Here is a 25,957-nt window from a genome sequence, read left to right as displayed (position 1 = left end):
AGCCCGGGAACATTCCCTCACCCGTGGAAGGTGCCGTGAACACCAGGCTGATGGGCCAGTTGGCCGTACCGATCGGGGTCATCGCCATCATCGTGATGATGGTGGTGCCGCTGCCGACGCTGCTGCTGGACATGCTGATCGCGCTGAACATCACCGGCGCGCTGCTGATCGTCCTGGTCAGCATGTTCGTCCAGAAGCCGCTGGAGTTCTCGATCTTCCCGGCGCTACTCCTGATCTTCACGCTGTTCCGGCTGGCGCTGAACATCAGCGCGACCCGGCTGGTGCTGATGGACGGCTTCGCCGGCAAGGTGATCGAGGCGTTCGGTCACTTCGTGGTCGGCGGCTCGCTCATCGTCGGCCTGGTCATCTTCACCATCCTGGTGATCGTGCAGATGGTCGTGGTGACCAAGGGCGCGGAGCGGGTCGCGGAGGTCGGCGCCCGGTTCACGCTGGACGCGATGCCGGGCAAGCAGATGGCGATCGACGCGGACCTGAACGCGGGCCTGATCGACGAGCCGGAGGCGCGGAAGCGGCGCTCCGAGGTCTCCGCGGAGGCCGACTTCTACGGCGCGATGGACGGTGCCTCGAAGTTCGTGAAGGGCGACGCGATCGCGGCCATCATCATCACGCTGATCAACCTGATCGGCGGCTTCGGCGTCGGCATGCTGCAGAAGGGCATGGCGCCGGTCGAGGCGATCGAGACGTACAGCCTGCTCAGCATCGGCGACGGCCTGGTGTCGCAGATCCCGGCGCTGCTGCTGTCGGTGGCGACCGGTCTGATCGTGACCCGGTCGGCCACCGAGGGCGACATGGGCAGCAGCGTCACCAAGCAGCTCAGCCAGCACAAGCTGGCGCTGCAGATCGGCGGCGGCGCCGCGCTGGCGCTCTGCGTGATCCCGGGCCTGCCGAAGCTGCCGTTCCTGCTGGTCGGCGGCCTGGTGCTGTTCGCGTCCACCCGGCTCAAGCCGCCGGTGGAGGAGCCGGCGCCGGGCGAGGCGGCCGACGGTACGGCCGCCGCGGCCGTCAACCCGGACACCACCGAGTCGATCATGGGTGAGATGCGGGTCGACCCGCTGGAGCTGGCCCTCTCCCCCGACCTGGTGGACCTGGTCGACCCGACCGGCGGCGACCTGCTGGACCGGGTCCGCGCGCTGCGCCGCAAGATCGCTCTGGAGCTCGGCGTGGTGATGCCCCCGGTCCGCACCCGCGATGATCTTGAATTGCCGCTCTCCGGGTACGCGATCCGGATCAGCGGCGTGGAGACCGGCCGCGGCCAGGCACCGCCCGGCACCGTGCTCGCGATCGGCGACGGCCTCTCCGCGCTGCCCGGCCGGGCCGGCGTGGAGCCGGTGTTCGGGCTGGCCGGCAAGTGGGTCCCGGCCGAACTGCACTACCAGGCGGAGCTGGCCGGCGCGACCGTGGTCGACCGCGCCTCGGTGATCATCACGCACCTGGCCGAGGTGGTCCGCACCAACGCGAGCCGGCTGCTCGGCCGCGAGGACGTCCGCGCGCTGGTCGAGACCGTCAAGCGCACCCACCCGGTGGTGGTCGAGGAGCTGACGCCGTCGCTGCTCAGCCTCGGCCAGATCCAGCGCGTGCTCCAGTCGCTGCTGGACGAGGGGGTGGCCATCCGCGACCTGGTGCGCATCTTCGAGGCGCTGTCGCTGCGCGCGAAGGTCTCCACCGACCACGACGGCCTGGTCGAGGCGGCCCGGGCCGCGCTCGGACCGGCGATCGCGCAGCAGTTCACCACGAGCGGCACGCTCACCGTGATCACGCTCGACCCGCAGTTGGAGCACGCCATGCTCGAGTCGCTGCGGCCGAGCGAGAACGGGCTGTTCCTGGCGCTGGACGCGGCGCTCGCCGAGAACGTGGTGAACCAGATCGGCATGCATGCCGAGAACGCGGAGCAGCAGGGCGCGAACCCGGTGCTGGCCTGCTCCCCGCAGCTGCGGCCGCCGCTGCACCGGCTGTTGCGGGCCGGTGGGCGCAAGACCGCGGTCATGTCCTACTCCGAGATCGCCGGTTCGACCGCGCAGATCGAGACCATGGGGGTGGTGAACGGTGCCTACGCGGGTGCTGCTTGAGGGTCCGGCCATCGAGCCGCTGCTGGAGCAGGTACGCAGGGAGTACGGCACGTCGGTGCGCATCATCTCCGCCGACAAGGTCCGTACCGGCGGGTTCGGCGGCTTCTTCGCGAAGCAGAAGTACGAGCTGTCGGTAGAGGTCCCGGACGACGTGATGGCGGGCAAGCAGGGCGCCGGCCCCACGGGCGGCCATGGCGGCGGTCCCGGCAGCGGCGGTCCCGGCGGCGGGTTCGGTGCCGGTCCCGACGGCGGGTTCGGCGCCGGCTCCGAAGGCGGCGGACAGGGGAGGCGGTCCGACACGCTCGCGGCGCTGCTGGAGCGGGCGGACCAGGACGGGTTCGCGCGCTCCGCGGCCCGGGCGGAACAGACCACCCAGACGGTACGGAACGCGTACGGCCAGGGCGGCGGGGAACTGCCCGCGCGCGCCGGCCTGGTCTCCACCGCGGGCCCGGCGTTCGCGGAGGTCATGGCCGGGCTGGAGAGCGGGCACCTGACCCGCCCCACGGTCGCGGCCGGCGCGCCCGCCGTGACCCCGGCCGCGGCCTCCGGAGGCTCGGCGCCGGTGATCGACGTGCCCACCAGGCCGGCCGCGCCGACCGTGCGCCCCTACCGGCCACCGGCCGCCACCTCGCCGGACGGGCCGCCGCCGCCCGGCGCGCCGATGGTCAGCCCGGCGCTGCTGGAGCAGCTGATCGCGGAAACCAACCCGTTGGCACCCGTGGTTTCGCAGCCGACGGCTGCTCCGGCGCCGATGAGCACACCGATGGCAACAGCGACGATGGCGCCCGAGGCGCCGATCATCCCGGCCGCTCCGGCGCCACCGGAACGATCGGCCCTGGTCCCGGTGCACCAGGCGCTCCCGGCCGTGGTCGAGCCCGCACCCGCGCCGGCGGCTCCGGCACCGGCACCAGCGCCGGCCGTGGTGACGGCCCCGGCCGTGGTGACGGCCCCGGCCGTGGTGACGGCCCCGGCCGAGGCGCCGGTCCGGGCGCCGAAACCCGAAGCCCAGCCCGAGCCGCAGCCCGAGGCGCAGCCCGAGCCGCGGGCCGACGAGGCGCTGAGCCCGATCGCGCAGAAGCTGATCACGCTCGGCATGCCGAGGACTATGGCGATGCGGGCGACCGGCACGGACGCGTACGGCGGGGTGCTGGAGGCGCTGGCGGAGCTGCCCGCCCGTCCGCAGCCGCCCGCGCGCGCCGGTGACGTGCTGGTGATCGCCGGCGAGCTGACGCACACGCTGCCGGTGGCCCGGAAGGTGGTCGAGCAGCTGCGGCTGGACGCGTCCCGGCTGCTGCTGGCCGGCCCGTCCGCGGCCGGCACCGGGATCCACCCGTCCCGGAAGATCTCCGGTCCGAGCGCGGCCGAGAAGAAGGCCCGCAAGATCCACCGGGGCGACACCGCGTACGTGGTGGTGCTCGACGCCCCGGTGAACGAGCCGAACGAGGAGTGGGTGCGCGACGTCTGCGACGCCATCGGCGCGACCGAGGTGTGGGCGGCCGTCGACGCGACCCGGAAGACCGCGGACACGCTCAGCCACCTGAGGGGCATGGGCGACGTGGACGCGGTGGCGGTCTACGGCGCCGCCGTGACCGCGGACCCGGCCAGCGTGCTGGGCCTGGACGTACCGATCTTCACGATCGACGGCCTGGACGCGTCCCCGCACGCGTGGGCCGCCATGTTGTGCGAGCGCTTGACCCGATCCGAGAAGAAGTCGACCCGAAAGCGGAGGCGCTAAATGGGCCTGATCCGTCCGTCTGCACTGTGGTTCGCCGCGCTCATCTCGCTGCCGGCGTTCTTCCAGTCGCTGGTGCTCCAGACGCTGGACGTCACGGAGGCGCTGATCCGGTTCCTGGTGGCGGTTCCCGTTGCGGCGCTGCTGCTGGCCGGTTTCCGCTTCGTGACGTTCGGCTACGGCAAGGACGCCGCGAAGCCGGACGCCACGCCCGCCGTGACCGAGTCCGCGCCGCTGGAGGGCACTATCACCGACGCCACGCCGCGAATCGCCTCGTAGCGGTATATCCATTTCGATATGGCCATGGATCACTGACGGGCCATAGGCTTCCCGACATCAGGGACATCCGGGCGCCCACAAGGCGCCCGGATCGGTGTTGGGGAGGACACATGGCTGCACGGCAGGAACGGCCTTCGGACCGGTTCAGGGGTAGCTGGGGGAAGAGGCTGGGGCTGGCGCTGGCGCTGATCACGGCCGTCGCGCTCGGCGGCACCGCGGTGCCCGGAGTGGCCCAGGCCAAGCCGGACGTGGTCGGCGGCACCCGTGCGGCGCAGGGTGAGTTCCCGTTCATGGTGCGGCTGTCGATGGGCTGCGGCGGCGCGCTCTACACGTCGCAGATCGTGCTGACCGCGGCCCACTGCCTGGACCGGACCGGCGCGATCACCAACATCACGGCCACGCTCGGCGCGGTCGACCTCCAGTCCTCCAGCCGGATCACGCGGACGTCCAGCTACGTCTACCGGGCGCCGAACTTCAACGAATCCACGTACGTCAACGACTGGGCCCTGGTCAAGCTGTCCAGCCCGGTGACCGGGCTGGCCACGATGCCGATCGCGACCACCACCGCGTACAACTCGGGCACGTTCACGGTCGCCGGCTGGGGCGCCGCGGTCGAGGGCGGCGGACAGCAGCGCTACCTGCTCAAGGCGACGGTGCCGTTCATCAGCGACTCCTCGTGCAGCTCGTCGTACCCCGGCGAGATCGTCAACAGCGCGATGATCTGCGCCGGTTACAGCCAGGGCGGCACCGACACCTGCAAGGGCGACTCGGGCGGCCCGATGTTCCGCGCCACCACCTCCGGCGGCCCGCTGATCCAGGTCGGCATCGTGAGCTGGGGGTACGGCTGCGCCCGCCCCAATGCTCCGGGCGTCTACACCGAGGTCAGCACGTACGCCTCCGCGATCGCCGCGGCAGCCGCGTCATTGTGACCGCCACGTCGTGAATGAGGGGCCGGCCGTGCCCACGGCCGGCCCCTTCGTGGTCTCACCACCCGCCGGACACGACCACCTTGCCGATGACGGTGCCGGACTCGACCAGCGCGTGCGCCTTCCGCAGCGCCTCCGCGCCGATCGGGGCGAGTTCCTCGGTGATCGTGCTGCGCAGCTCACCCGCGTCGACCAGCCGGGACACCTCGCCCAGCAGCCGGTGCTGCGAGTCGTCGTCCGGCAGGCGCAGCGGCTTGGTGAACATCAGCTCCCAGTGCCAGCTGATGCTCTTCGGCTTCAGCACCGCCACGTCCAGCGTCTCCGGGTCGTCGATCGCCACGATCTGCCCGAACGGCGCGGTCAGCCGCTCGTACTCGCCGATCGGCGCCGCCTCGGAGAACGCGGTGAACACCAGGTCCACCCCGTCCGGCACCACCGCGAGCGTCGCGTCGGCCAGCCCGCCGCGGTGGTCGATCACGTGGTGCGCGCCCATCCGCAGCGCCCAGTCGCGCGACTCCGGCCGGGACGCGGTGGCGATCACGGTGAGCCCGGTCAGCCGCCGGGCCAGCTGGATCACCATCGAGCCGACGCCACCGGCCCCGCCCACCACCAGCAGCGTGCCGGTGCTCGACCGGGTCACCCGCAGCTTCTCGAACAGCGCCTCCCAGGCCGTGATCGAGGTGAGCGGCAGCGCCGCCGCCTCCGCGTGGGTCAGCGTGGCCGGCTTCGGCCCGGCGATCCGCTCGTCCACCAGGTGCAGCTCCGCGTCGCTGCCGGACCGGCCGATCGAGCCGGCGTAGAAGACCTCGTCGCCGGCCGCGAACCGGGTCACGTCCGGTCCCGCCGCGACCACCACACCGGACGCGTCGAAGCCCAGCACGCGGAGGCCGTCCCGCGGGTCGCCGCCGCGCCGCACCTTCGTGTCGACCGGGTTGACCGAGACCGCGTGCACCCGCACCAGCAGGTCGTGGCCGCGCGGCTCGGGCACCGGCAGTTCCACGTCGACCAGGCTCTCCGGGTGGTCGATCGGCAGACTCCTGCGGTACGCGACCGCGCGCATCGTTTCGCTCATGAGCCGGACGGTATCCCCGGGATAGTGGTTACCGTCAATGGCCATTGGTTACCGCTAGGAAACTACTACCCTGCGGGAACTATCCTGGTCGCCATGCGTGTCAAGCCCCTCGCCGACACCTGCGGCCCTCGCGACGTGTACTCCGCCGCCTGCCCCTGCCGGGACATGCTGGACCTGCTCGCCAACAAGTGGAGCGCGCTCGCGCTCGGCGCGCTGGAGGACGGCCCGCAGCGCTTCGGCGCGCTCCGCGACCGCCTCCAGGGTGTCAGCCCGAAGGTGCTCACCCACACGCTGCGCGGCCTGGAGGCGCACGGCCTGGTCGACCGCACGGTCTACCCCGCCGTGCCGCTGCACGTCGAGTACTCCCTGACCGACCTCGGCCGCGACGCCTGCGCTCCGCTCGCGCTGCTGCGCACCTGGGTCGAGGACAACATCCACCGGTTCCCCACCACCGCCGCGTAGCCGTGCCGCGACATTCCCATGCCGCATCCGGCCTGACTCCCGTACCACCCGCCTTTGCTCTGCTTACCTGACCGAATCGGCCCAAGCCGGGCGCCACTCGCGCGCCGCCGACGGCGGCTTTGGGCTGGTTCGTCGATGTAAGCAGAGCAAAGCCGCCGAGGAGCGGCGTGCGGCCGTGCACCGTACGGGAAGCGAACGACGCGGGATCGCACGGCTTCCGGCCACCGCGTCGATGGCGGGAGGCCGGTCAGGCGCGGGCGGGGTTCAGGGCGGCGGCGACGCGGTCGGCGGTGGCGCGGGCGCGGGACGTGGTGGTGGCGAGGCCGACCAGGAGGACGACGAGACCGGCGGCGGCGACCAGGAGGAAGCCGGGGCGGCTGGCGGCGGGGAAGTCGGCGGCCAGGCCGGCGCCGGTGGCGTTGCCCAGGCCGGTGACGACCACGGCGCCGATGACGGCGACGCCGAGGGACTGGCCGACCTGGCGGCTGGTGGAGGCGACCGAGGCGGCCAGGCCGGCCTGGGCGCGCGGCATGCCGGAGACCGCGGTGTTCGTGATCGGCGTGTTGAGCATGCCGAAGCCGAGGCCGAACAGCGCGTACGGCAGCAGAATCCAGGCCAGCGGCGTGGACGCGGTGAAGCCGGCGAGGAGCGCGCCGGCGGCGGTCATCGCGACGCCCGCGATGATCAGGGGCAGCCGGGTGCCGCGCGCGCCGACCAGGCGGCCGGCGATCGGCGAGAAGACGACGGTGGCGGCCGCGATCGGCAGCATCCAGAGGCCGGCGTGCAGCGCGGACAGGCCGCGTACCTCCTGGAGGTAGAGCGTGCCGAGGAACAGCATGCCGGCCAGCGCGGCGAAGCCGCTGATCGCGATGAGCACCGCGCCGGAGAACGGCGCGCTGCGGAAGAAGCGCAGGTCGAGCAGGGGCTCCTCGCGCCGCGGCTGGTAGACCAGCAGCCCGGCGAGGGAGAGCGCGGCGGCGGCGAACGCGCCGAGGATCGCGGGCGAGACCCAGCCCAGGTTCGGGCCCTCGATGATGCCGAACGTGAGCGTGGCCAGGAACGTCAGCACCAGCAGCTGACCGGCCGGGTCGGCGCGGCGCGGGCGCTCGGCGCGGGACTCGGGCACGTAGACCGCGGTCAGCACGATCGCGGCGATGCCGACCGGGATGTTGATCCAGAAGATGGCCTCCCAGCCCACGCTGTGGATCAGGACGCCGCCGAGCACTGGACCGAGCGCCATGCCGAGCCCGCTGACCGCGCCCCACACGCCGATCGCCTGCGCGCGCTCGCGCGGGTCGGTGAACGTGTTCGTGATGATGGACATGGCGACCGGGTTGAGCATCGAGCCGCCGACGGCCTGGAGCACGCGCGCCGCGATCAGCCACTCCAAGGTGGGCGCGAGACTGCACGCCAGGCTGCCGAGCGCGAAGACGAGCAGGCCGGTCTGGAACACGCGGCGCCGTCCGATGCGGTCCGCGGTCGAGCCGGCCAGCATGAGCAAACTCGCCAGGACCAGCGTGTACGCGTCGACCGTCCACTGCAGACCGGTGACGGACGCGCCCAGGTCGGCCCGGATGGACGGCAGCGCCACCTGGACGATCGTGTTGTCCAGCCCGACGATCAGCAGGCTGAGGCAGCAGATCGCGAGGATCAGCAGGCGACGACCGCGTCCCATTTGGCCCCCTTTTCCACAATCGCAGCGTACCGGGCTGGTGATCAACTGGCACGTGGTGCGCAACACGATCACATGCGTGTGGCGACCGTTACCGAGGGGTAGTCCACGTCCCGGCGACCGGCACCGCAGGCCGGCCCGGGGAGGTGTTCCGTGGAGGAGCTGAGACTCGATCTTGGCGTAATCGATTATCTGATTCTCGTGCTGTACTTCGGCACGGTCCTGGGCGTCGGTTTCGCCGCCCGGCGTGCCATCAAGACCAGCGTCGACTTCTTCCTGTCCGGCCGCTCGCTGCCGGCCTGGGTGACCGGCCTGGCGTTCGTCTCGGCCAATCTGGGTGCGCTCGAGATCATCGGCATGGCCGCGAACGGCGCGCAGTACGGCATGATGACGCTGCACTACTACCTGATCGGCGCCGTACCCGCGATGGTGTTCCTGGGCATCGTGATGATGCCCTTCTACTACGGCTCCAAGGTCCGCAGCGTGCCGGAGTTCCTGCTCCGGCGCTTCAACCGGCCGACGCACCTGCTCAACGCGCTGAGCTTCGCGCTCGCCCAGGTGCTGATCGCGGGCGTCAACCTGTTCGCGCTGGCGCTGGTGCTGGAGGCGCTGCTCGGCTGGCCGCTGTGGGTGTCCATCGTGGTCGGTGCGGCGATCGTGCTGGCCTACATCACGGTCGGCGGCCTCACCTCCGCGATCTACAACGAGGTGCTGCAGTTCTTCGTGATCCTGGCCGGCCTGATCCCGCTCACCGTGATCGGCCTGGTCAAGGTCGGCGGCGTGAACGGCCTGGCGGACGCGGTCCGGGGCAGCACGCTCGGCGAGGCCGGGCTGCACACCTGGGCGAACACCGGCGGCTCGGACAACCCGCTGGGCGCGAGCTGGATCGGCATCGTGTTCGGCCTCGGCTTCGTGCTGTCGTTCGGCTACTGGACCACGAACTTCGCCGAGGTGCAGCGCGCGCTGAGCGCCCGCAACATGAGCGCGGCCCGGCGTACCCCGATCATCGCGGCGTTCCCGAAGCTGCTGATCCCGGCCGTCGTGGTGGTGCCCGGGCTGATCGCGCTGGTGACCGTGTCCGGGCTGGGCGCGGAGTCCGGCGCGCTGCAGTACAACAACGCGATCCCGCTGCTCATGCGCGACCTGCTGCCGAACGGCGTGCTGGGCGTCGCGGTCACCGGTCTGATCGCGTCGTTCATGGCCGGCATGGCCGCCAACGTCAGCGGCTTCAACACCGTCTTCACGTACGACATCTGGCAGGCCTACGTCCGCAAGGACCGGTCCGACGACTACTACCTGCGGGTGGGCCGGATCGCCACGATCTGCGGCGTGCTGATCGGCATCGGCACCGCGTTCATCGCGGCCGACTTCAACAACATCATGAACTACATCCAGACGCTGTTCTCGCTGTTCAACGCGCCGCTGTTCGCGACGTTCATCGTGGGCATGTTCTGGAAGCGGATGACCGCGCAGGCCGGCTTCTGGTCGCTGCTGCTCGGCACGATCGCGTCGTTCGTGGTCTACCTGCTCTACAAGGCCGGGACGCTGCCGTTCGGCTCCGACCTGGAGGAGAGCTTCTGGGGCTCCGGCATCGCGTTCGTCACCGTGGTGGTGGTCGCGCTGATCATCACGCCGCTCACCCGGCCGAAGTCCGAGGACGACCTGCGCGGCCTGGTCTACGGCCTGCAGGGCACCGGCGCCGCCAGCGACGCCCTGGCCGGCGACGCCGCCTGGTACCGCTCCCCGGTCCTGCTCGGCGTGATCGCGCTGGCCCTGTCCGTGCTGCTCTACATCCCGATCTGGTGACAGGGGGACCCCCGATGACCGACAACGAACTCGATCAGAAACGCGCCGCGGCCGCCCGCACGTTCGACGTACGCCGCGTGATCGGCGGCCTCTTCACCGTCTACGGCGTCATCATCACGGCCGTCGGCGTCTTCGACGGCCAGGAGGAGATCGCCAAGGCCGAAGGCGTCCGGATCAACCTGTGGATGGGCCTCGGCATGCTCGCACTGGGCCTGCTGTTCCTCGCCTGGCAGTGGCTCCGCCCGGCCGAGACCCCGGAGTCCCCGGCTCAGGAGCAGTAGTTCGGAGAAACCTTCGAGGCCCGGGACGGTACGTCCCGGGCCTCGAAGGGTGTGCCCGCCGGTCAGACGCGGACGTCGACCAGGCTGCCGCTGCGCTGCAGGACGGAGGTCAGCTGCTCGGTCGTCACGCCCTTGGAGCTGGCCAGGTTGAGCAGGTCGGTGGCGCTGTGCACCTGGCTGCTGACCTCGTCCGTGGACATCTCCAGCAGGTTGCTGATCCGGGTGAGCGACTCCGACTCCGTGGTCGCGCGTGGCGGGCCGCTCAGCCCGGGCCCGCCCAGCCCGCCGCCCGGGCCGCTACCGTGACCACCGCCGGAACCGCCCGCGCCGGCGCCTCCCGCTCCCGGTCCGCCCGCGCCGCCGGCCGCGGCCAGCGCGCCCGCGTTCGTGGCGTTGGCCAGGGACTCGGCCAGTTCGGCGGCCTGCGGGGAGTTGGCCTTGTCGACCGGCAGGCCCTCCTTGATCGCGGCGATGAGGTCGTCGTGGGCGACGCCCTGGGTCTCCGCGATGTCGGCCAGCGAGGTGCCCTCCCGCATCTTCTCCCGGAGCGTGTTGTTGTCCAGGCCGAGCGTCTTCGCGACGGTGGCCATGGGGTCGCGGCGCTCGACGCGGCCGCTGTTGGCGTACGCGGTGTTCGCCCCACCGCTGATGCTGCTGATGGAACCCATGTCGATCTCCCTTCACGGACCGGGGGTAGACGGTCCGCTGTAATCCGGTTATCGGCCGGTTGCCGGAAGATCCCAGGAAATCCCGCCGCGGTACGGCTCACGCCGCGCCGGGAACGCGTCGCGCCGCCGGTCCCGGATGGGGGCCGGCGGCGCGGGAGAGCGGCGGGCTGGTGGTCAGGCCAGCGAGAGCGAGAAGGTGCCGGTGCCGTAGCGGGAGATCTCCACCGACAGGTCGATGCGGCGGCCGAGTGCGAGCAGGTGGGCCTGCGCGTCGTTCGGCAGCGACTCTCCGGGCAGGACGACGCGGTCGAGCTTGACGTGCGGCGCGCCCTCCTTGTTCAGCAGGCCGGTCAGGATGTTGCAGAGTTCCTTCACGTTCTCGGCGAGGTTCGGGTAGAGCTCCTTGTCGTCGATGGCGTCCTCCGCGCCGCCGACCGGCAGCAGGCCCAGCGCGGCGCCGGCGAACGCGGCGAGCTTGAGGTCCATGCCGAGGACGGCGGCCACCTTGTTGTAGGCGTCGACGTAGATCGCCACGGTGGCGGTGGGGAGGTCCTTCTGCGTCAGCGGGTTTCCGACATTGACGGTGACATCACGGCCGAGGGTGTCCCCCAGCATGTTGCGCACCGCGAGAGAGGCGGGAACTGCGAGAGTGTCAGACATAGCTCATATCATCCCAAAATTGGACTAAACACCTCATCAAATCGTTCAGCTGTGAACGGCTTGATGATGAAGAATTCGGCACCGGCGTCTTCCGCCTGTTTCATCATTTCCGGCGTGCATTCCGAGGTCACGAACCCGAACTTGACGTTGTTCCCGTTGGCCCGCAGCTGCCGGAGGCATTCCACGCCGGTCATCTCCGGCATGTTCCAGTCCGAGATGACCAGGTCCGGCTTCTCGGACTGCACCATGTCGAACGCCTGCTTGCCGTCCTGCGCCTCGACCAGGTCGTGCCCGTCGAATCCGGCCTGCCGCAACGTACGGGTGACGATCTGGCGCATCACCCGGCTGTCGTCCGCGATCAGGATCTTCACGCCGCATCGCCCCCGTCGCCACGGCTCTGCCACATGGTGATCACGAAGGGGTCGCCCATCCAGTGGCCGGCGAGCTGGCAGACCGGCTCCGCGGACGGGTAGTGCGGAGCCTCGCCCGTGACCACGGTCGGCAGGGAGACGAAGCAGCCGGGCGGGAGCATGCTCTTCACGTTGCCGCCGACGATGTTGGCCAGCTCGCCCAGCACGTCCATCATGTCGGCCTCGCCGACCTCCTCCACCTCCATCGCCAGGAAGGCGGCCGAGCAGTTCTTCGCGGCCGGCTCGTTGCAGGCGACCACGACGTGCCCGTGCCAGGTTCCGGTGATCGACACGGACGCGTGCATGTCGGTCTTCATGGCGTCGATGTCGTCGTAGACCGGGATGAGCGGCTCGATGCCCTCCGGATCGAGGTACGACGACCACACCTGTTCGACGATCTCCTGCAGGTCTTCGACCCGAAGTGCAGCTACATCACTCATGAACTCGCTCCCTGAGGGACGAGGCCCAGCAGGGCCAGCTTTTCGATCATGGCGCCCGCGGTGAACGGCTTGATCACGTACTCGTGGGCGCCGGCGGCGAGCGCGCGTACGATCTGGCTCTGTTCGCTCTCGGTCGTGACCATGACGAGCGTCATCTCGCGGTACTTCGGTTCCTTGCGGACCGCGGTGACGAACTCGAGGCCGTTCATGTTGGGCATGTTCCAGTCAATGAGCGCCAGTTCCGGCGCCTTATCCATGCTGTTGAGCAGGTCCATCGCGGCCTGCCCGTCCTCGGCCTCCACCGCGTCGAAGCCGATCTGCCCGACGATGCGGCGCAGGATCAGGCGCATCGCCCGGGAGTCGTCGATCAGAATCGCCTGCACGTGGCTCACCCCTTCCTCGCGGTGCCGGCCGGCACCGCAGACTTGAGTCGGTAGGCCGACGTGCGCCCGGCTACGACCCGCTCATAGTTGTCATCGATGCCAATCGTCGTCTCGGCGGCTCCCAGGAAGAGCCAGCCGTCGGGCCGCAGCATCCGCCCGATGTTGCGCAGCACGGTGCGCTTGGTGTCCACGTCGAAGTAGATGAGCACGTTCCGCAGGAACACGACGTCGAAGGGTGGCATCGGCGGCAACGGCGCACACAGGTTCAGCCGGGTGAAGGAGACGTTGCGCCGCAGCGAGGGCGCGATCCGCCAGTGCGCGCCGGCGCGTTCGAAGTAGTGCACGAGCTGCGCGGCGGGCAGCCCTCGGTTGATCTCCACCTGGCTGTACTCACCCGCCTCGGCCCGCTTGATCATTTCGGTGGAGATGTCACTGCCGACGATCTCGTAGTTCCAGCCGGCCGGCATCGCCTGCTGGAGCGTGATCGCAAGGCTGTACGGCTCCTGCCCGCTGGAGCACGCCGCCGACCAGAACCGCAGCTTGCGGCTGGTGGCACGGGAACTGATCAGGTCCGGAAGGATCTGCTCGGTGAGGGCGGTGAACGGCTCACGGTCCCGGAACCAGGACGTCTCGTTCGTCGTCAGCGCATCGATGATCATGCGCTGGTGCGTGGGGTCCGGCCGGCGCTGGATGTTCGCCAGGAACTCGGTCACGCTCGCCGCCCCGACCTGGCGCGCGACCGGGATCAGCCGCGCCTCGACCAGGTACTCCTTGCCCGGCGCCAGAACGATCGACGCCTCGCGCCGCACCAGTCCAGCGACGAATGAGAAGTCTTGTTGAGACAGTGTCATCGAGTCACCACCTTCGGCCGGGCCGTGCGGCCGGCGTTCACACGTGAGGTCAGGTACGGGCCGATCTGGTCCAGCGGCAGCACGGTGTGGGCCAGGCTCGCGGAGACCACCGCGCCGGGCATCCCCCACACCACCGAGGTCGCCTCGTCCTGCGCGACGATCTCGGCGCCGGCCGCCCGGAGTTCCTGGCAGCCATTGCGGCCGTCCTGACCCATGCCGGTCAGGATCACGGCGAGCGTCGAACCGCCGTAGGCGCGCCCGACCGCTCGGAACATCACGTCCACCGCGGGACGGCAGGAGTTCTCCGGCGGCGCGGTGGACAACTGGGTGACCACGCCGGTCCCTCGCTTGACCAGAACGAGGTGGCGATCGCCGGGAGCGATGTACATGACCCCCGGCTTGAGCGTCATGCTGTCCGTCGCCTCGACGACCTGGATCGCGTTGGTACGGTCCAGCCGCTCGGCGAACATCTTCGTGAAGACCGGCGGCATGTGCTGGGTCACCACCACCGGCACCGGCAGGTCGCCGGGGAAGGACTGGACCACGCGGGCGAGCGCGTCCGGTCCGCCGGTCGAGCAGCCCACCGCGATCAGGTCGACGCGTCCGCTGGGCGCGCCGGGACCGCCGGTGGGTGCCGGGCCGCCGGCGAGCGGCGGCAGGCCGGGACGGCCGGTCGGCGCGCCGGGACGGGTGGGGGCCATCGGGCGGGCCGGAGGGCGCCCGGCCATCGGCGGGCCGGCGCGGCGGCCGGACAGCGCGTGGATCTTCGGCACCAGCTGGTCGCGGACCGCCTGGATGGACGCCTGCACGCTGCCCACGTTCGCCGGCTTGGTGACGTAGTCGGTGGCGCCCGCGGCCAGCGCGTCCAGCGTCGCGGTGGCGCCCGCGGCGCTGAGCGTGCTGAACATGATCACGGGAATCTTGGGGTGCCGTTTTCGCAGTTCCCGGACCGCCTCGATGCCGTTCATCTCGGGCATCTCGATGTCCATCGTGATGACGTCCGGCTTCAGCTGATCAATCTTGGCCTGGGCCAGCCGGCCGTTGGAGGCGGTGCCGACGACCTTGATGTCCGGCATACCGTCGAGGGCGTCCACGATCAGGCGGCGGACGACCACTGAGTCGTCGACCACCATCACTGCGATCGTCACTTCGTCGCCTCCCTGCGCCACGTGCGGAGGGTCTGCGCGCCCTGCGCACCCTGCCTGCAACCTTGAATCGACCCCACCGCGACCGAATTGAGGCTTTCTCGCAACGGGGATATAACGGTCAGGACAGCCATGCCGGTCCCAAAGCGGCGACGACCGGACTCAGCAACCGGTGCGCGGTGCCGGTGTCCAGCAGGTCGCGGACCACCAGTGCCTGGACCGCGCCGCTGAGCATGTTCCAGACGCCGCCGGCGCGCGCCGACATCGGCACCGCGGAGGTGTCGATCGCCTGCACCAGCAGCAGTTGCGCGGCCGCCGCGGTGCGGATCCGGTCCGACAGGTACGCCGCCCAGGAGGCCGAGTGCACGGCCGGGGACCAGCCGCCGGAGTTCACCCGCGCGTCAACGCCGGACCGGATCAGCCGCTCCACGTCCGACCCGGTCAGCGAGCGCAGCCGCTCCAGCAGCGAGGAGACCACGTAGTGGTGCGGGCCCAGATCGACCGGGGGGCCGCCGGGCAGCCGGCGCACCGCGGCGACCCAGCCCGCGCCGAGCCGGCGGCGCACCGACTCGTCCAGGACCTCGCGCAGGTACGAGGCGACCACCGCGTCGCAGAGCAGCGCGGTCGCCTTCTCCGCGACCTCGTCCTGGCGGGCACCCCGGCCCTTACCCGTCCACGTCCAGGACATCACGTCGTACCGCACGCAGGTCAGCAGCGAGTCGACGCTGCCGATCGGCGCGCGTTCCACCATGGTGAGCGCGGCCGCGGAGTCCGCCATGTCCGACAGCCCGCGCAGCGTCGGCACCTGCCGCGCCGCGCTCTCCACCTCGAGCCACAGCGGCGCGCGGATCTCCTCGCTCGGCAGCGCGCCGGCCAGCACCGGCAGGTCCTCCCGGCTCAGCCGCAACGATCGCAGCAGCACCTCGGCGGTGGCGGAGCCGCCGGCCAACCGGGTCAGGTCGAAGCCGAGCACGGGCGCACTGACAAGGCTGTACACGTGGGATCAGCACCCGGCCTTAAACAGCGGACCCCCGCACCGGCCGGCCGCCGGCGACGCGGCGGCACGACGGTGCGAGGGTCCGGAGATGGTCACAGGCCCTAGCTCACGGCCGGGGTGCGATAGGTGTCCACTGCCTGCGAGACGTCGAGTGCCAGCATCAGCCGGCCCTCCAGCTTGAACGTGCCGACCACCAGCTCGCGGGTCGGGCCGTTGAGCGTGTCCGGCGGCGGCTCGAAGGTGGCCTCGTCCAGGTCGACCACCTCGCCGATCTTGTCGACCAGCAGGCTGACCGGTTCCTCGTCGCCGCGCAGGATCACGTTCATCACCGGGCCGTCCAGCGACTGCCGGGGCAGCCCGAGCTGCACCCGCAGGTCCACCGCCGCGATCACCTGGCCGCGGAGGTTGAACAGCCCGCCGACCGCGGACGGCGCCAGCGGCACCGAGGTGTACTCGTTGTAGGAGAGCACCTCCTGCACGGTGTGCACCTCGACCCCGAACAGCTGGTCGGCCACCTCGAACGTGGCGTACTGCCTGCTCGCCATCTCAGGCCTCCACCAGCATCTCGTCCTGCAGGTCGTTGTAGAAGTTCGGGTCGGCCGCGACGATCGCGCGGCGCACGTCGAGCAGCTCGGTCACCCGCTGCTGGATGACCGCGGTGCCGACCAGGCCGTCGTCGTCGACGTTGCGGCGGGCGGTCATCGCGTCCTCCACGATGTCGACGATCTTGTCGACCACCAGCGCCACGCTGCGCTCGCCCTCGCTGTAGACCACCACGGAGACGGTCTCGCCGGTCTCCTCCGGCATCGCGCCGAGCAGGTACGACAGCCGGACCAGCGGCAGGATCTGGCCGCGGTACTGGACGACCTCCCGGCTACCGGCGTGCTCGATCTTGGCGATCGGGAACTCCTCCAGGCGGGTGACCGTGTCCAGCGGGATCGCCACCCGGCGCTCGCCGACCGCGGTGACCAGCAGGCGCTCGGCGTTGTCGCCGGGGCCGCGACTGTCCCGGGCGCTGATGCTGGAGTCACGCTCGGAGCTGGTCGCCAGGTTGGACCGGCGGGCCAGCGAGGCGACGTCCAGGATCAGGCCGACCTTGCCGTGGCCCAGGATCGTGGCGCCGGCGTACAGCCCTATGTCCTTGAACCGCGAGTTCAGCGCCTTGACCACGACCTCCTCGGTGTTGAGGACGCGGTCCACGACCAGCCCGAAGCTGCGGCCGTCGGCCTGCAACACCACGATGTAGACGCCCTGGTCGCCGCCGACCGGCAGGCCGAGCGTGCGGTCCAGGCGGACCAGCGGGAGCAGCTTGCCGCGCAGCCGGTAGACGGGCGCGCCGGACGCGTACTCGATCTTCGTGGAGTTGCCGTCGATGAAGACCAGCTCCAGCACCGAGGCCTGCGGGACCACGTACCGCTGGTCGGCGCAGTCGATGGTGAGCGCCTGGATGATCGCCAGGGTCAGCGGGATGGTGAGCCGCCAGGTGGTGCCCTTGCCGGGCACGGAGTCCACGCCGACCGCGCCGCCGACGCGCTCGATGTTGGTCTTCACCACGTCCATGCCGACGCCGCGGCCGGAGACGTTGGTGACCTTCGCCGCGGTGGAGAAGCCGGGCTGGAACACCATGGACATGATCTCGCGCCGGTCCATGGTCGCGATCTGCTCCGCCTTGACCAGGCCGTTCTCCACGGCCTTCTTCGCGATGCGCTCCACGTTCAGGCCGGCGCCGTCGTCGGCGACCTCGACCGTCACGTGACCACCCTCGTGGTACGCGCGGAGCGTCAGCGTGCCCTCCGGGTCCTTGCCCGCGGCGATGCGCGTGGGAACGTCCTCGATGCCGTGGTCGACCGCGTTGCGCACCAGGTGGGTCAGCGGGTCCTTGACCGCCTCCAGCAGCGACCGGTCGAGCTCGGTCTCCTTGCCCTCCATCACCAGGTTGATCTGCTTGTCCAGCGCCTTGGAGAGGTCCCGGACGACTCGCGGCAGCTTCGACCAGATGTGGTCGATCGGCTGCATGCGGGTCTTCATGATGCCCTCTTGCAGCTCACTGGTGATCAGGTTGAGCCGCTGGGCGCTGCGTACCATCGCCTGGTCGCCGGTCTCGGCCACGCCCCGGACCAGCTGGTTGCGGGCCAGCACCAGCTCACCGACCAGGTTCATCAGCGTGTCGAGCAGGTCGACGTCGACGCGGATCGCGCTGTCCGCCACGCTGCGCTTCGGCGCCTGGTTCTGCACCGCGTCACTGACCGCGGAGGGTGCGGTCTTGCCCTCGTCGAGCAGGATCGTGCCGAGCTTCCGCTCGTCGCCCTCGATCTGCTGCTGGAGCGCGGACGCGACGTCGGCCCGGGAGGCGGCACCGGACTCGACCAACTGCTCGCCGATCGGCTTGCGCTGCTCCTCGATCGGCTCCGGCGCCGGGCGCTCGCCGTCGTCGGCGCCGTCGTCCTCGAACGCGGAGGGGATGCCGACCGGCGCCTTGGGCGCCTCGGCGGCCGGCTCCTCGGCGGCGGGCTTCTCCGCGGCCGGTGCGGCGGCGGGCGCGGCCGGCTTCGCGGCGGCGGGCGCGGAGCCGGGCTCGGCCATCTGCGCGTTGACGGTGGCGATGATGCCGTCCACGTCGACGTCGCCCTCGGCGCCGGTCTCCTCGATGGTGGCCAGCAGCGCGCGGACGCCGTCGAGCATCGCGAGCAGCGCGGTGATCGTCTCCGCGGTCACCGGCTGCACGCCGTCGCGGAGGCGCGAGAGGAGCGACTCACCGGCGTGGGTCAGGGTCTCCAGCCGGGAGAACGCCAGGAACCCGCTGGTGCCCTTGATTGTGTGGATCGTCCGAAAGATGCGTGAGATCAGGTCACGCGATCCGGGGTCCTGCTCCAGCGACACGAGATCCCGGTCCAGTTGGTCCAGGTTCTCGTGGCTCTCCATCAGGAACTCGCCGACGATCTCGCCAAGCTCTTCCACAGGCTTCCCTCCTGCTCCGGTGCAGGAGCCCTATCGACCGACAACGGACATACTTGAGGAATCAGGCATCGGGGTTGGCCTTCCGGTAGCGGTAGCCGAAACCACGTACCGACTCGATGGGTGACTCTTCCGGGTCGGACCAGCCGAGCTTTCGCCGCAGCCGCAGCACGGCGAACTTGACCCGTTCCTGGCCGATGCCGGTCGGGTCGTCCCACGCCTGGGTCAGCAGCTGGTTCGGGCTGAGCACCGCTCCGGCGTGCCGGACCAGCGCGTTCAGCAGGCGGAACTCGGTCGGCGTGAGGCGCACCTCCTCGCCCTTGACGTAGACGCGCCGGCGGGTCGGGTCCAGGTGCACGACGCCGTCGTCGTAGACCTGGCTGGCCCAGCTGTTCTGGCCGGACGAGGAGCGGCGCAGCAGCGCCTCCACGCGCGCCAGGAGCTCCGCGTTCGCGAACGGCTTGGTCAGGTAGTCGTCGGCGCCGCCGCGCAGCCCGCGCACCTTCTCGGCCTCCTGGCCGTGCGCGGTCAGCACCAGCACGGGTACGTCCGAGACGTCCCGCAGCCGCTCCAGCACCTGCCAGCCGTCCATCTCCGGCAGTCCCACGTCCAGGACGACCAAATCGGGCTTCTCCGTATAGGCCTCGCGCAGTCCGCTGCGACCGTCGGAGGCGTGTGAGATGTCATACCCGGCGCGACCGAAGAGCATTCGCAGTGCCAGCGCGATGTCCGGATCGTCCTCGACGACCAGAAGTTTGCTCACCGGATCGCCCCCGCCCGGGCACACATGGGTCCCTGCATTAGCCCACCCCCTAAAGCACCGTCCAGCGCCGCCCATATGGCATGAACCGGTTACGATGCCTATAAGGTGATATTAGGAGCAAAAAACCGAACAGTCAGAGTTTATCGTGGGAAGTCACTGCTTGCGCCCGCATCGGAAACAGGACCGCTCTTGAAAACCGCGCCGGAGCCCGAGCCACGGGACGCATTCAAGGCCCAGTTCCTCGCCGTCGTCTCGCACGAGTTGCGCACGCCGCTGACCTCGATCGCGGCGTTCACGGAGATGCTCGCCGGCGTCGACCTGCCGGAGGGCGAGCGGCCGACCGCCCTCTCCGTGGTGCAGCGCAACACCGAGCGCATGCTGGTGCTGATCGAGGACCTGATGCTGCTCTCCCGCCTGGAGTCCGGCGACCTGCCGGTCGCCGTCGCGCCGGTCGACCTGGCCCCGCTGGTCGCCGGTGCCGGGCGCGAGGTGGAGAGCGTGGTGCCGACCGCGGCGGTACGCGGCGCGGTGGAGCCCGGGCCGCCGGTGCCGGGCGACGCGGGCCTGCTGCACCAGCTGTTCTACGCGGTCGTCGGCGCCGTGACCGAGCGCGCGCTGGACGGCAGCGGCGAGATCAGGGGCGAGTGCTTCGGCGACCACTGGACCGTCACGGTGCGCAGCGCGCGGGCCGAGACGCTGACCGACGAGTACTTCCTGGCCACCTCGCTGCCGGTGCCGGACGGCGACCGCACCCGCAGCCTGGCGCTCTGGATGCTGCTGGCCCGCGCGATCGCGCACCGGCACGGCGGCGCGGTCTCGATCGGCTACGACCCGCGGACCGGTGCCGTCATCACGGTGCGGCTGCCCGTCTAGGGCGGGTTCGGTGGGCCTCGCCGCGGGCCGGCGAAGATCGCCGAACCCGGCCTAGGGCACCGTCGACGGCGCCGAGCCGTGCACCACGAACTGGTTGTGACCGGCCTCCTTCGCGGCCTCCAGCGCCTCGCCGGCGCGCGCGACGAGCGCGGCGGCGTCCTCGGAGCCGTTCCACAGCGCCACGCCCGCGGAGAACGTCCGACCGGCCGGCGTGGCCTGGTGCAGCCGCGCGATGATCCGTTCCGCCGCCCGCAGCTGCACCCGGCTGAGGATCACACCGAACCGGCCGTCCCCGTACCGGACGAGCAGGTCGTCCGGGCGCACGTGTGCCCGCCAGGCCTCCCCGGCGTCGAGCAGGAGCTGGTCGCCGGCCTCGCGTCCGTGGTCGGCGCGGTAGGCGGCGAAGTGGTCCAGGTCGAGTAGCACGATCACCAGCGGGTACCGGCCTCGGTACGCGGCGGTGACCCGCCGTTCCAGCTCCTCCTCCCACGCGCTGCGGTCGATGGCACCGGTCGGGGCGTCCATAAGGGCAAAACCTCCTGTCGTACGGCTCGCAGCCACCGGCCCGAGCCGCCTCATACCCGCCGTATCGGCGCGCGGGAGCGTTTCCTGAGCGGTCGGGTTGCCGGACGGTGGCGGTCCGCGACACCCGTCCGGGACCCGAGCGCTCACCGCATAGCACCTGGTCGATTCGTCAGACCCGCGAACACCCCGCCGAACTTGATGGGCGTAAGCAACGCAACGCCGATCGAGAGGCTGAATTCTTGCGCAACCTGGTCCGCTCCGCCGTTCTGACCGCCGTCACCGCCGCCGTCACGATCAGTGGCACCGCCACCGCCGCGACCGCCGCCGTCACCCCGGCCACCACGCTGGAGACCCAGGTCGTCGCCGCCACCAACACCGAGCGCGCCAAGCACGGCTGCAAGAAGCTGACCATCTCCCCCGCCCTGACCAAGGCCGCCCGCGGCCACTCCAGCGACCAGGCCAAGCACGGCTACTTCTCCCACACCGGCCGCAACGGCTCCACCTTCACCCAGCGCGTCAAGTCCGCCGGCTACGCCCCCGCCGTCGGCGAGAACATCGCCTGGGGCTACGCCGACACCACCGGCGTCATGACCGCCTGGATGAACAGCCCCGGCCACCGCAAGAACATCCTCAACTGCAAGGCCATCAAGATCGGCGTCGGCGTCGCCCGCGACGCCAAGGGCACCATCTACTGGACCCAGGAGTTCGGCGGCTGACCAGACTTCCCCTCACCCCCCGTTGATCAAGGGATCGGCGTCCTCGGACGCCGGTCCCTTGATCTGTTTCCGGGGTCAGATCTCGCAGCCGACCAGCACCGGCTCCGGGTGCAGGACCACGCCGAAGCGCTCGCGCACCCCGTCCCGGATCTCGCGCGCCAGGCCGAGCAACTGCGCGGTGGTGCCGCTGCCGCGGTTGGTCAGCGCCAGCGTGTGCTTGGTGGAGATGCTGACCGGCACGTCACCGCCCGGGTATCCCTTGCCGAACCCGGCGCGGTCGATCAGCCAGGCCGCGCTGACCTTCACCCTGCCGCCCTCGCCCGGCCACCCGGGCGGCTCGCCGATGCCCTCCGTGGCGGTGCGCAGATGCTCCCAGGCCGCGGCGTCCAGCACCGGGTTGGTGAAGAACGACCCGACCGACCAGGTGTCCCGGTCGTCGGCGTCCAGCACCATGCCCTTGCCGGCGCGCAGCGCGAGCACGGACTCGCGCGCGGCGGCCAGCGGCACCCGCGCGTTCTGCTCCACGCCGAGCGAGCGGGCCAGTTCCGCGTACCGCACCGGCCCGGACAGCGCGTCGGGGAGCAGCCGGAAGTCGACGGTGAGCACCACGTACCGGTCGTTGTGCTTGAAGACGCTGGCGCGGTAGCCGAAGCCGCAATCGGCCGCGGGCATGTCCCGGACGACGCCGTCCGCACGGTCGTAGACCGTGACGGACCGGATCGTCTCGGACACGTCCTGGCCGTACGCGCCGACGTTCTGGATCGGCGTGGCACCGGTGGAGCCCGGGATGCCGGAGAGGCACTCGACGCCGGACCACCCGGCCTCGACCGTCTCGGCCACGAACTCGTCCCACGGGTGCCCGGCCTGGACCCGGACGATCAGCTGGTCGGGGCGGCGACTGATCACCTCCACGCCGCGGCTGCGGATCAGGATCGCGGTCCCGGCGAATCCCTCGTCCCCGATGACCACGTTGCTGCCGCCGGCCAGCAACAGCAGAGGATCTCCCGTACGGCCCGCAGCCTTCGTCAATTCGACCAGTTCATCCGCATTTCCGGCTGAATCCAGCCGTCTGGCGGAGCCGCCCAACCGCAACGTGGTGTGCGGAGCGAGCGAACTGGGGACTGTCGACCCTGCGACGGTGGGCGTTTCAGCGCTAACGTCGTGCACGCCCTTAACCCTAGGCTGGGGGCGAGCGGACTGGGCGGCCGCGTGGGAGGAACGGTCATGACGAAGCTGCATGCCACGAAAGACTTCTGGATCGGCGCACTGCGCGCCGAGGGTCCCGCGTTCCGCGCGGCCCTCGAGGAGCAGCCGCTGGACGCGCCGGTCCCCACCCGTCCCGAGTGGACGGTGCGGGAGCTGATCGGTCGGCTCGGCGCGTTCTACGACTGGCTCGGCACGCACGTCACGCGCGGTGTCACCACCGCGCCCGAGGTCACCCAGCCGGCGACCGAGGTTCCGGGCGGCGCCGACCCCAAGGCGTGGTGGGACGAGCGGTACGCGGCGGCCCTGGCCACGCTGGAGGGCGTGGAGGAGGACCTCCCCGCGTGGAACCCGATGCCCGCGCCGAAGAAGGCCGCGTTCTGGCTGCGCCGGGCCGCGCACCTGACCACGCTGCACCGGTGGGACGCGCAGATGACGGCCGGGATGGCCGAGCCGATCGAGGCGAAGCTGGCGGCGGACGGGCTGGCCGAGCTGCTCGACACGCTGCTGCCGTCGGGCCGCGGGGTCGGGCCGCGCGACCGGTTCGGCATGATCCACCTGGTCGCCTCCGACCTCCAGCACGAATGGTTCGTCCGGCTGCGCGGCGAGGGCCTGGCGCTGCTGGACACGGACACGATCCTCGACTCCGACGACCACCGCGCGCGCGTGCTCGCCACCGGCTCCGCCAGCGATCTGCTCCTGGCGCTGCACGGGCGGATCGGGTTCGACACGCTGGAGATTTCCGGAGAGCGTTCTCTGCTGGACGGCCTGCGCATCGGCTGACCGCACCCGTCGTCATGATCCGAGAGTGATAATGGCGACGTGACTAACCCCTCAACACAGAGCGTGACGTTCCCGGAGGGCTTCCTCTGGGGGTCCGCCACGGCCTCCTACCAGATCGAGGGCGCCGCCCGCGAGGACGGGCGCGGGCCCTCGATCTGGGACACGTTCAGCCGTACGCCCGGCAAGGTCTACGCCGGACACACCGGTGACGTCGCCTGCGACCACTACCACCGGTGGCGCGACGACGTCGCCATGATGGCGGAGCTCGGGCTCCAGGCGTACCGCTTCTCCATCGCCTGGCCCCGGATCCAGCCGGACGGCACCGGCCCGGTCAACCCGGCCGGGCTCGACTTCTACGACCGGCTCGTGGACGAGCTGCGCGGCAAGGGGATCACCCCGGTCGTCACGCTCTACCACTGGGACCTGCCGCAGACGCTGGAGGACCGGGGCGGCTGGACCTCGCGGGAGACCTCCGAGGCGTTCGCGGAGTACGCGATGGCGGTGCACAAGCGGCTCGGCGACCGGGTGGAGACCTGGACCACGCTGAACGAGCCGTGGTGCTCCGCCTACCTCGGGTACGCCTCGGGCGTGCACGCCCCCGGCATCCAGGACCCGGAGTCCGCGTTCAAGGCCGTCCACCACCTGCTGCTCGGCCACGGCCTGGCGACCAGGGCGCTGCGCGACGCGGGCGTGCGGAAGCTCGGCATCACGCTCAACCCGGCCGCGGTCTCCCCCGCCGACCCGGACAGCGAGGCGGACGTGGCCGCCGCGCACCTGGTCGACGGCCTGCAGAACCGGATCTTCTTCGACCCGATCCTGCGCGGGTCGTACCCGGACGACGTGCTCGCGCACATCCGCCGGTTCTCCGACCTGAGCTGGCTGCGCACCGGCGACGAGACGCTGATCGGGCAGCCGATCGACGTGCTCGGCATCAACTACTACTCGCCGTCCTACGTGCGCTCGAAGCCCGGCATCGAGGGCAACCCGACCGCGCCGGGCACCGAGGGCATCGAGTTCCTGCCGGCGGCGGGCCCGGTCACCGACATGGGCTGGGCGATCGAGCCGGCCGCGCTGACCCGGCTGCTGGAGCGGATCCACCGGGACTACCCGGGCACGCCGATGATGATCACGGAGAACGGCGCGGCGTACCCGACCGGGCCGGACGAGACCGGCGAGCGGGTGCCGGACGCGGAGCGGGTCGCCTACCTGGACGGGCACCTGCGCGCCTGCCACGACGCGATCGCGCGCGGCGTGGACCTTCGCGGCTACTTCGTGTGGTCGCTGATGGACAACTACGAGTGGGCCGAGGGCTACCGGAAGCGGTTCGGTGTGGTCTACGTGGACTACCACACCCAGCGGCGCATCCCGAAGGACAGCGCGCGCTTCTACTCCGAGGTCATCCGCAACAACGGCCTGTAGAAACACCGGGCGCCGGGGGTACGCGTACCCCCGGCGCCCGGTGGGTGACGCTCAGCCGAAGCGGCCGGTGATGTAGTCCTCGGTCCGCTTGACGCTCGGGTTCGAGAAGATCTTCTGGGTGTCGTCGTACTCGATCAGCCGGCCCGGGTCACCGGTCTTGTCGATCGAGAAGAACGCGGTGCGGTCGGAGACCCGAGCCGCCTGCTGCATGTTGTGCGTGACGATGATGATCGTGAACCGGTCCTTCAGCTTGAAGATCAGGTCCTCGATCGCCAGCGTCGAGATCGGGTCGAGCGCGGAACACGGCTCGTCCATCAGCACGACCTGCGGCTCGACCGCGATGGTGCGGGCGATGCAGAGCCGCTGCTGCTGGCCGCCGGAGAGGCCGGCGCCCGGCTTCTCCAGCCGGTCCTTGACCTCGTCCCACAGGTTCGCGGAACGCAGCGACTTCTCCGCCGCCTCCTGCAGCACCGACTTCTTGGTGACGCCGTTCAGCTTCAGGCCGGCCACCACGTTGTCGAAGATCGACATGGTGGGGAACGGGTTCGGCCGCTGGAACACCATGCCGATCAGCCGGCGGACGGCGGTGACGTCCACGTGCTTGTCGTAGATGTTCTCCTGGTCGAGCGTCAGCGTGCCCTCGACGCGGGCGTTCGGCAGCACCTCGTGCATCCGGTTGATCGACCGGAGGAACGTGGACTTGCCACAGCCGGACGGGCCGATGAGGGCGGTGACGGTCTTCGGCTCGACGACCATGTTGACGTCTTCGATGGCCTTGAACGAGCCGTAGTACGCGTTGACGTTCGTCGCCTCGACGCGCTTTGCCATGGTGGTTACTCCTCGGGGGTG

At 70.7% G+C, this 25,957-nt stretch carries 27 protein-coding genes; 11 read left to right on the top strand and 16 right to left on the bottom strand.

The annotated features are described in order from the left end of the window. The first annotated feature begins 35 nt into the window (after positions 1 to 35). From flhA to J2S41_RS36185, 4 genes are all read left to right on the top strand, one after another. Positions 36 to 2,087, top strand: a complete 2,052-nt coding sequence (gene flhA / locus J2S41_RS36200) for a flagellar biosynthesis protein FlhA (RefSeq protein ID WP_310374853.1) — start codon at positions 36 to 38, stop codon at positions 2,085 to 2,087. Further along, positions 2,077 to 3,822, top strand: a complete 1,746-nt coding sequence (locus J2S41_RS36195; protein WP_310374851.1) for a hypothetical protein — start codon at positions 2,077 to 2,079, stop codon at positions 3,820 to 3,822. The genes flhA and J2S41_RS36195 overlap by 11 nt, the downstream gene beginning before the upstream one ends. Continuing rightward, positions 3,823 to 4,098 (top strand): hypothetical protein, encoded by a 276-nt coding sequence (locus tag J2S41_RS36190; RefSeq protein ID WP_310374849.1) that lies wholly within the window; start codon positions 3,823 to 3,825, stop codon positions 4,096 to 4,098. A 110-nt stretch (positions 4,099 to 4,208) separates the two neighbouring features. Next, entirely contained in the window at positions 4,209 to 5,027 is an 819-nt protein-coding gene (locus tag J2S41_RS36185; RefSeq protein ID WP_310374848.1) for a S1 family peptidase, read from the top strand. Positions 5,028 to 5,082: 55 nt separating this feature from the next. On the opposite strand, the gene J2S41_RS36180 is transcribed toward J2S41_RS36185, so the two are convergent. Further along, on the bottom strand, positions 5,083 to 6,096 hold the full coding sequence (locus J2S41_RS36180) for a zinc-binding alcohol dehydrogenase family protein (RefSeq protein ID WP_310374846.1): 1,014 nt from the start codon (positions 6,094 to 6,096) through the stop codon (positions 5,083 to 5,085). Between the two features lie 93 nt (positions 6,097 to 6,189). Here J2S41_RS36180 and J2S41_RS36175 point away from each other — a divergent pair, with 93 nt between their 5' ends. Then, complete coding sequence (locus J2S41_RS36175; RefSeq protein WP_310374845.1) at positions 6,190 to 6,558, top strand: winged helix-turn-helix transcriptional regulator; 369 nt, start codon at positions 6,190 to 6,192, stop codon at positions 6,556 to 6,558. 247 nt (positions 6,559 to 6,805) lie between these two features. Here J2S41_RS36175 and J2S41_RS36170 read toward each other — a convergent pair whose 3' ends face one another. Then, complete coding sequence (locus J2S41_RS36170; protein WP_310374843.1) at positions 6,806 to 8,233, bottom strand: DHA2 family efflux MFS transporter permease subunit; 1,428 nt, start codon at positions 8,231 to 8,233, stop codon at positions 6,806 to 6,808. 150 nt (positions 8,234 to 8,383) lie between these two features. On the opposite strand from J2S41_RS36170, the gene J2S41_RS36165 reads away from it, so the two are divergent. Both J2S41_RS36165 and J2S41_RS36160 read left to right on the top strand, forming a co-directional pair. Further along, positions 8,384 to 10,036, top strand: a complete 1,653-nt coding sequence (locus J2S41_RS36165; protein WP_310374841.1) for a sodium:solute symporter family protein — start codon at positions 8,384 to 8,386, stop codon at positions 10,034 to 10,036. A gap of 14 nt (positions 10,037 to 10,050) precedes the next feature. Then, positions 10,051 to 10,317 (top strand): hypothetical protein, encoded by a 267-nt coding sequence (locus J2S41_RS36160; RefSeq protein ID WP_310374839.1) that lies wholly within the window; start codon positions 10,051 to 10,053, stop codon positions 10,315 to 10,317. A 62-nt stretch (positions 10,318 to 10,379) separates the two neighbouring features. Here the strand turns inward: J2S41_RS36160 and J2S41_RS36155 are convergent, their stop codons facing one another. The 11 genes from J2S41_RS36155 to J2S41_RS36105 form a co-directional block, all read right to left on the bottom strand. Then, positions 10,380 to 10,985 (bottom strand): hypothetical protein, encoded by a 606-nt coding sequence (locus tag J2S41_RS36155; protein ID WP_310374837.1) that lies wholly within the window; start codon positions 10,983 to 10,985, stop codon positions 10,380 to 10,382. 174 nt (positions 10,986 to 11,159) lie between these two features. Then, positions 11,160 to 11,645, bottom strand: coding sequence for a hypothetical protein (locus J2S41_RS36150; protein ID WP_310374835.1), 486 nt, complete (start codon positions 11,643 to 11,645; stop codon positions 11,160 to 11,162). A gap of 8 nt (positions 11,646 to 11,653) precedes the next feature. Then, positions 11,654 to 12,016 carry a response regulator gene (locus tag J2S41_RS36145; RefSeq protein ID WP_310374833.1) on the bottom strand — a complete coding sequence of 121 codons (363 nt, stop codon included), beginning with the start codon at positions 12,014 to 12,016 and terminating at the stop codon, positions 11,654 to 11,656. Next, complete coding sequence (locus tag J2S41_RS36140; protein WP_310374831.1) at positions 12,013 to 12,495, bottom strand: chemotaxis protein CheX; 483 nt, start codon at positions 12,493 to 12,495, stop codon at positions 12,013 to 12,015. Before J2S41_RS36140 ends, J2S41_RS36145 begins: the two co-directional genes overlap by 4 nt. After that, positions 12,492 to 12,878 (bottom strand): response regulator, encoded by a 387-nt coding sequence (locus J2S41_RS36135; RefSeq protein ID WP_310374829.1) that lies wholly within the window; start codon positions 12,876 to 12,878, stop codon positions 12,492 to 12,494. The genes J2S41_RS36140 and J2S41_RS36135 overlap by 4 nt, the downstream gene beginning before the upstream one ends. A 5-nt stretch (positions 12,879 to 12,883) precedes the next feature. Then, positions 12,884 to 13,729, bottom strand: coding sequence for a CheR family methyltransferase (locus J2S41_RS36130; RefSeq protein ID WP_310374828.1), 846 nt, complete (start codon positions 13,727 to 13,729; stop codon positions 12,884 to 12,886). After that, positions 13,726 to 14,877 (bottom strand): protein-glutamate methylesterase/protein-glutamine glutaminase, encoded by a 1,152-nt coding sequence (locus J2S41_RS36125; protein WP_310374826.1) that lies wholly within the window; start codon positions 14,875 to 14,877, stop codon positions 13,726 to 13,728. The genes J2S41_RS36130 and J2S41_RS36125 overlap by 4 nt, the downstream gene beginning before the upstream one ends. A 118-nt stretch (positions 14,878 to 14,995) precedes the next feature. After that, complete coding sequence (locus J2S41_RS36120) at positions 14,996 to 15,871, bottom strand: hypothetical protein (protein WP_310374824.1); 876 nt, start codon at positions 15,869 to 15,871, stop codon at positions 14,996 to 14,998. Between the two features lie 101 nt (positions 15,872 to 15,972). Next, positions 15,973 to 16,416 carry a chemotaxis protein CheW gene (locus tag J2S41_RS36115; RefSeq protein ID WP_310374822.1) on the bottom strand — a complete coding sequence of 148 codons (444 nt, stop codon included), beginning with the start codon at positions 16,414 to 16,416 and terminating at the stop codon, positions 15,973 to 15,975. A gap of 1 nt (position 16,417) precedes the next feature. Next, positions 16,418 to 18,829, bottom strand: a complete 2,412-nt coding sequence (locus J2S41_RS36110) for a chemotaxis protein CheA (protein ID WP_310374820.1) — start codon at positions 18,827 to 18,829, stop codon at positions 16,418 to 16,420. Positions 18,830 to 18,890: 61 nt separating this feature from the next. Beyond that, a complete protein-coding gene (locus J2S41_RS36105) occupies positions 18,891 to 19,589 on the bottom strand; it encodes a response regulator transcription factor (RefSeq protein ID WP_307242648.1) in 699 nt (232 codons plus the stop codon). A gap of 189 nt (positions 19,590 to 19,778) precedes the next feature. On the opposite strand from J2S41_RS36105, the gene J2S41_RS36100 reads away from it, so the two are divergent. Continuing rightward, a complete protein-coding gene (locus tag J2S41_RS36100; protein WP_310374816.1) occupies positions 19,779 to 20,462 on the top strand; it encodes a sensor histidine kinase in 684 nt (227 codons plus the stop codon). A gap of 51 nt (positions 20,463 to 20,513) precedes the next feature. Here J2S41_RS36100 and J2S41_RS36095 read toward each other — a convergent pair whose 3' ends face one another. Then, positions 20,514 to 20,987: a GGDEF domain-containing protein gene (locus J2S41_RS36095; RefSeq protein WP_310374815.1), complete on the bottom strand. Its 474-nt coding sequence runs from the start codon at positions 20,985 to 20,987 to the stop codon at positions 20,514 to 20,516. Positions 20,988 to 21,226: 239 nt separating this feature from the next. Between J2S41_RS36095 and J2S41_RS36090 the strand changes: the two genes are divergently transcribed. Next, positions 21,227 to 21,703, top strand: a complete 477-nt coding sequence (locus tag J2S41_RS36090; RefSeq protein WP_310374814.1) for a CAP domain-containing protein — start codon at positions 21,227 to 21,229, stop codon at positions 21,701 to 21,703. 75 nt (positions 21,704 to 21,778) lie between these two features. Here J2S41_RS36090 and J2S41_RS36085 read toward each other — a convergent pair whose 3' ends face one another. After that, on the bottom strand, positions 21,779 to 22,870 hold the full coding sequence (locus J2S41_RS36085; RefSeq protein WP_374728218.1) for a UDP-N-acetylmuramate dehydrogenase: 1,092 nt from the start codon (positions 22,868 to 22,870) through the stop codon (positions 21,779 to 21,781). A gap of 57 nt (positions 22,871 to 22,927) precedes the next feature. Between J2S41_RS36085 and J2S41_RS36080 the strand changes: the two genes are divergently transcribed. Beyond that, complete coding sequence (locus J2S41_RS36080; RefSeq protein WP_310374810.1) at positions 22,928 to 23,689, top strand: maleylpyruvate isomerase N-terminal domain-containing protein; 762 nt, start codon at positions 22,928 to 22,930, stop codon at positions 23,687 to 23,689. A gap of 39 nt (positions 23,690 to 23,728) precedes the next feature. After that, positions 23,729 to 25,108: a GH1 family beta-glucosidase gene (locus J2S41_RS36075; RefSeq protein WP_310374808.1), complete on the top strand. Its 1,380-nt coding sequence runs from the start codon at positions 23,729 to 23,731 to the stop codon at positions 25,106 to 25,108. A 51-nt stretch (positions 25,109 to 25,159) separates the two neighbouring features. Here J2S41_RS36075 and pstB read toward each other — a convergent pair whose 3' ends face one another. Further along, positions 25,160 to 25,936 carry a phosphate ABC transporter ATP-binding protein PstB gene (pstB, locus tag J2S41_RS36070; protein ID WP_310374806.1) on the bottom strand — a complete coding sequence of 259 codons (777 nt, stop codon included), beginning with the start codon at positions 25,934 to 25,936 and terminating at the stop codon, positions 25,160 to 25,162. Positions 25,937 to 25,957: the final 21 nt, after the last annotated feature.

It is taken from the genome of Catenuloplanes atrovinosus (assembly GCF_031458235.1).
Classification (GTDB): domain Bacteria; phylum Actinomycetota; class Actinomycetes; order Mycobacteriales; family Micromonosporaceae; genus Catenuloplanes; species Catenuloplanes atrovinosus.
This window is presented reverse-complemented; position numbering and strand designations above follow the sequence as displayed.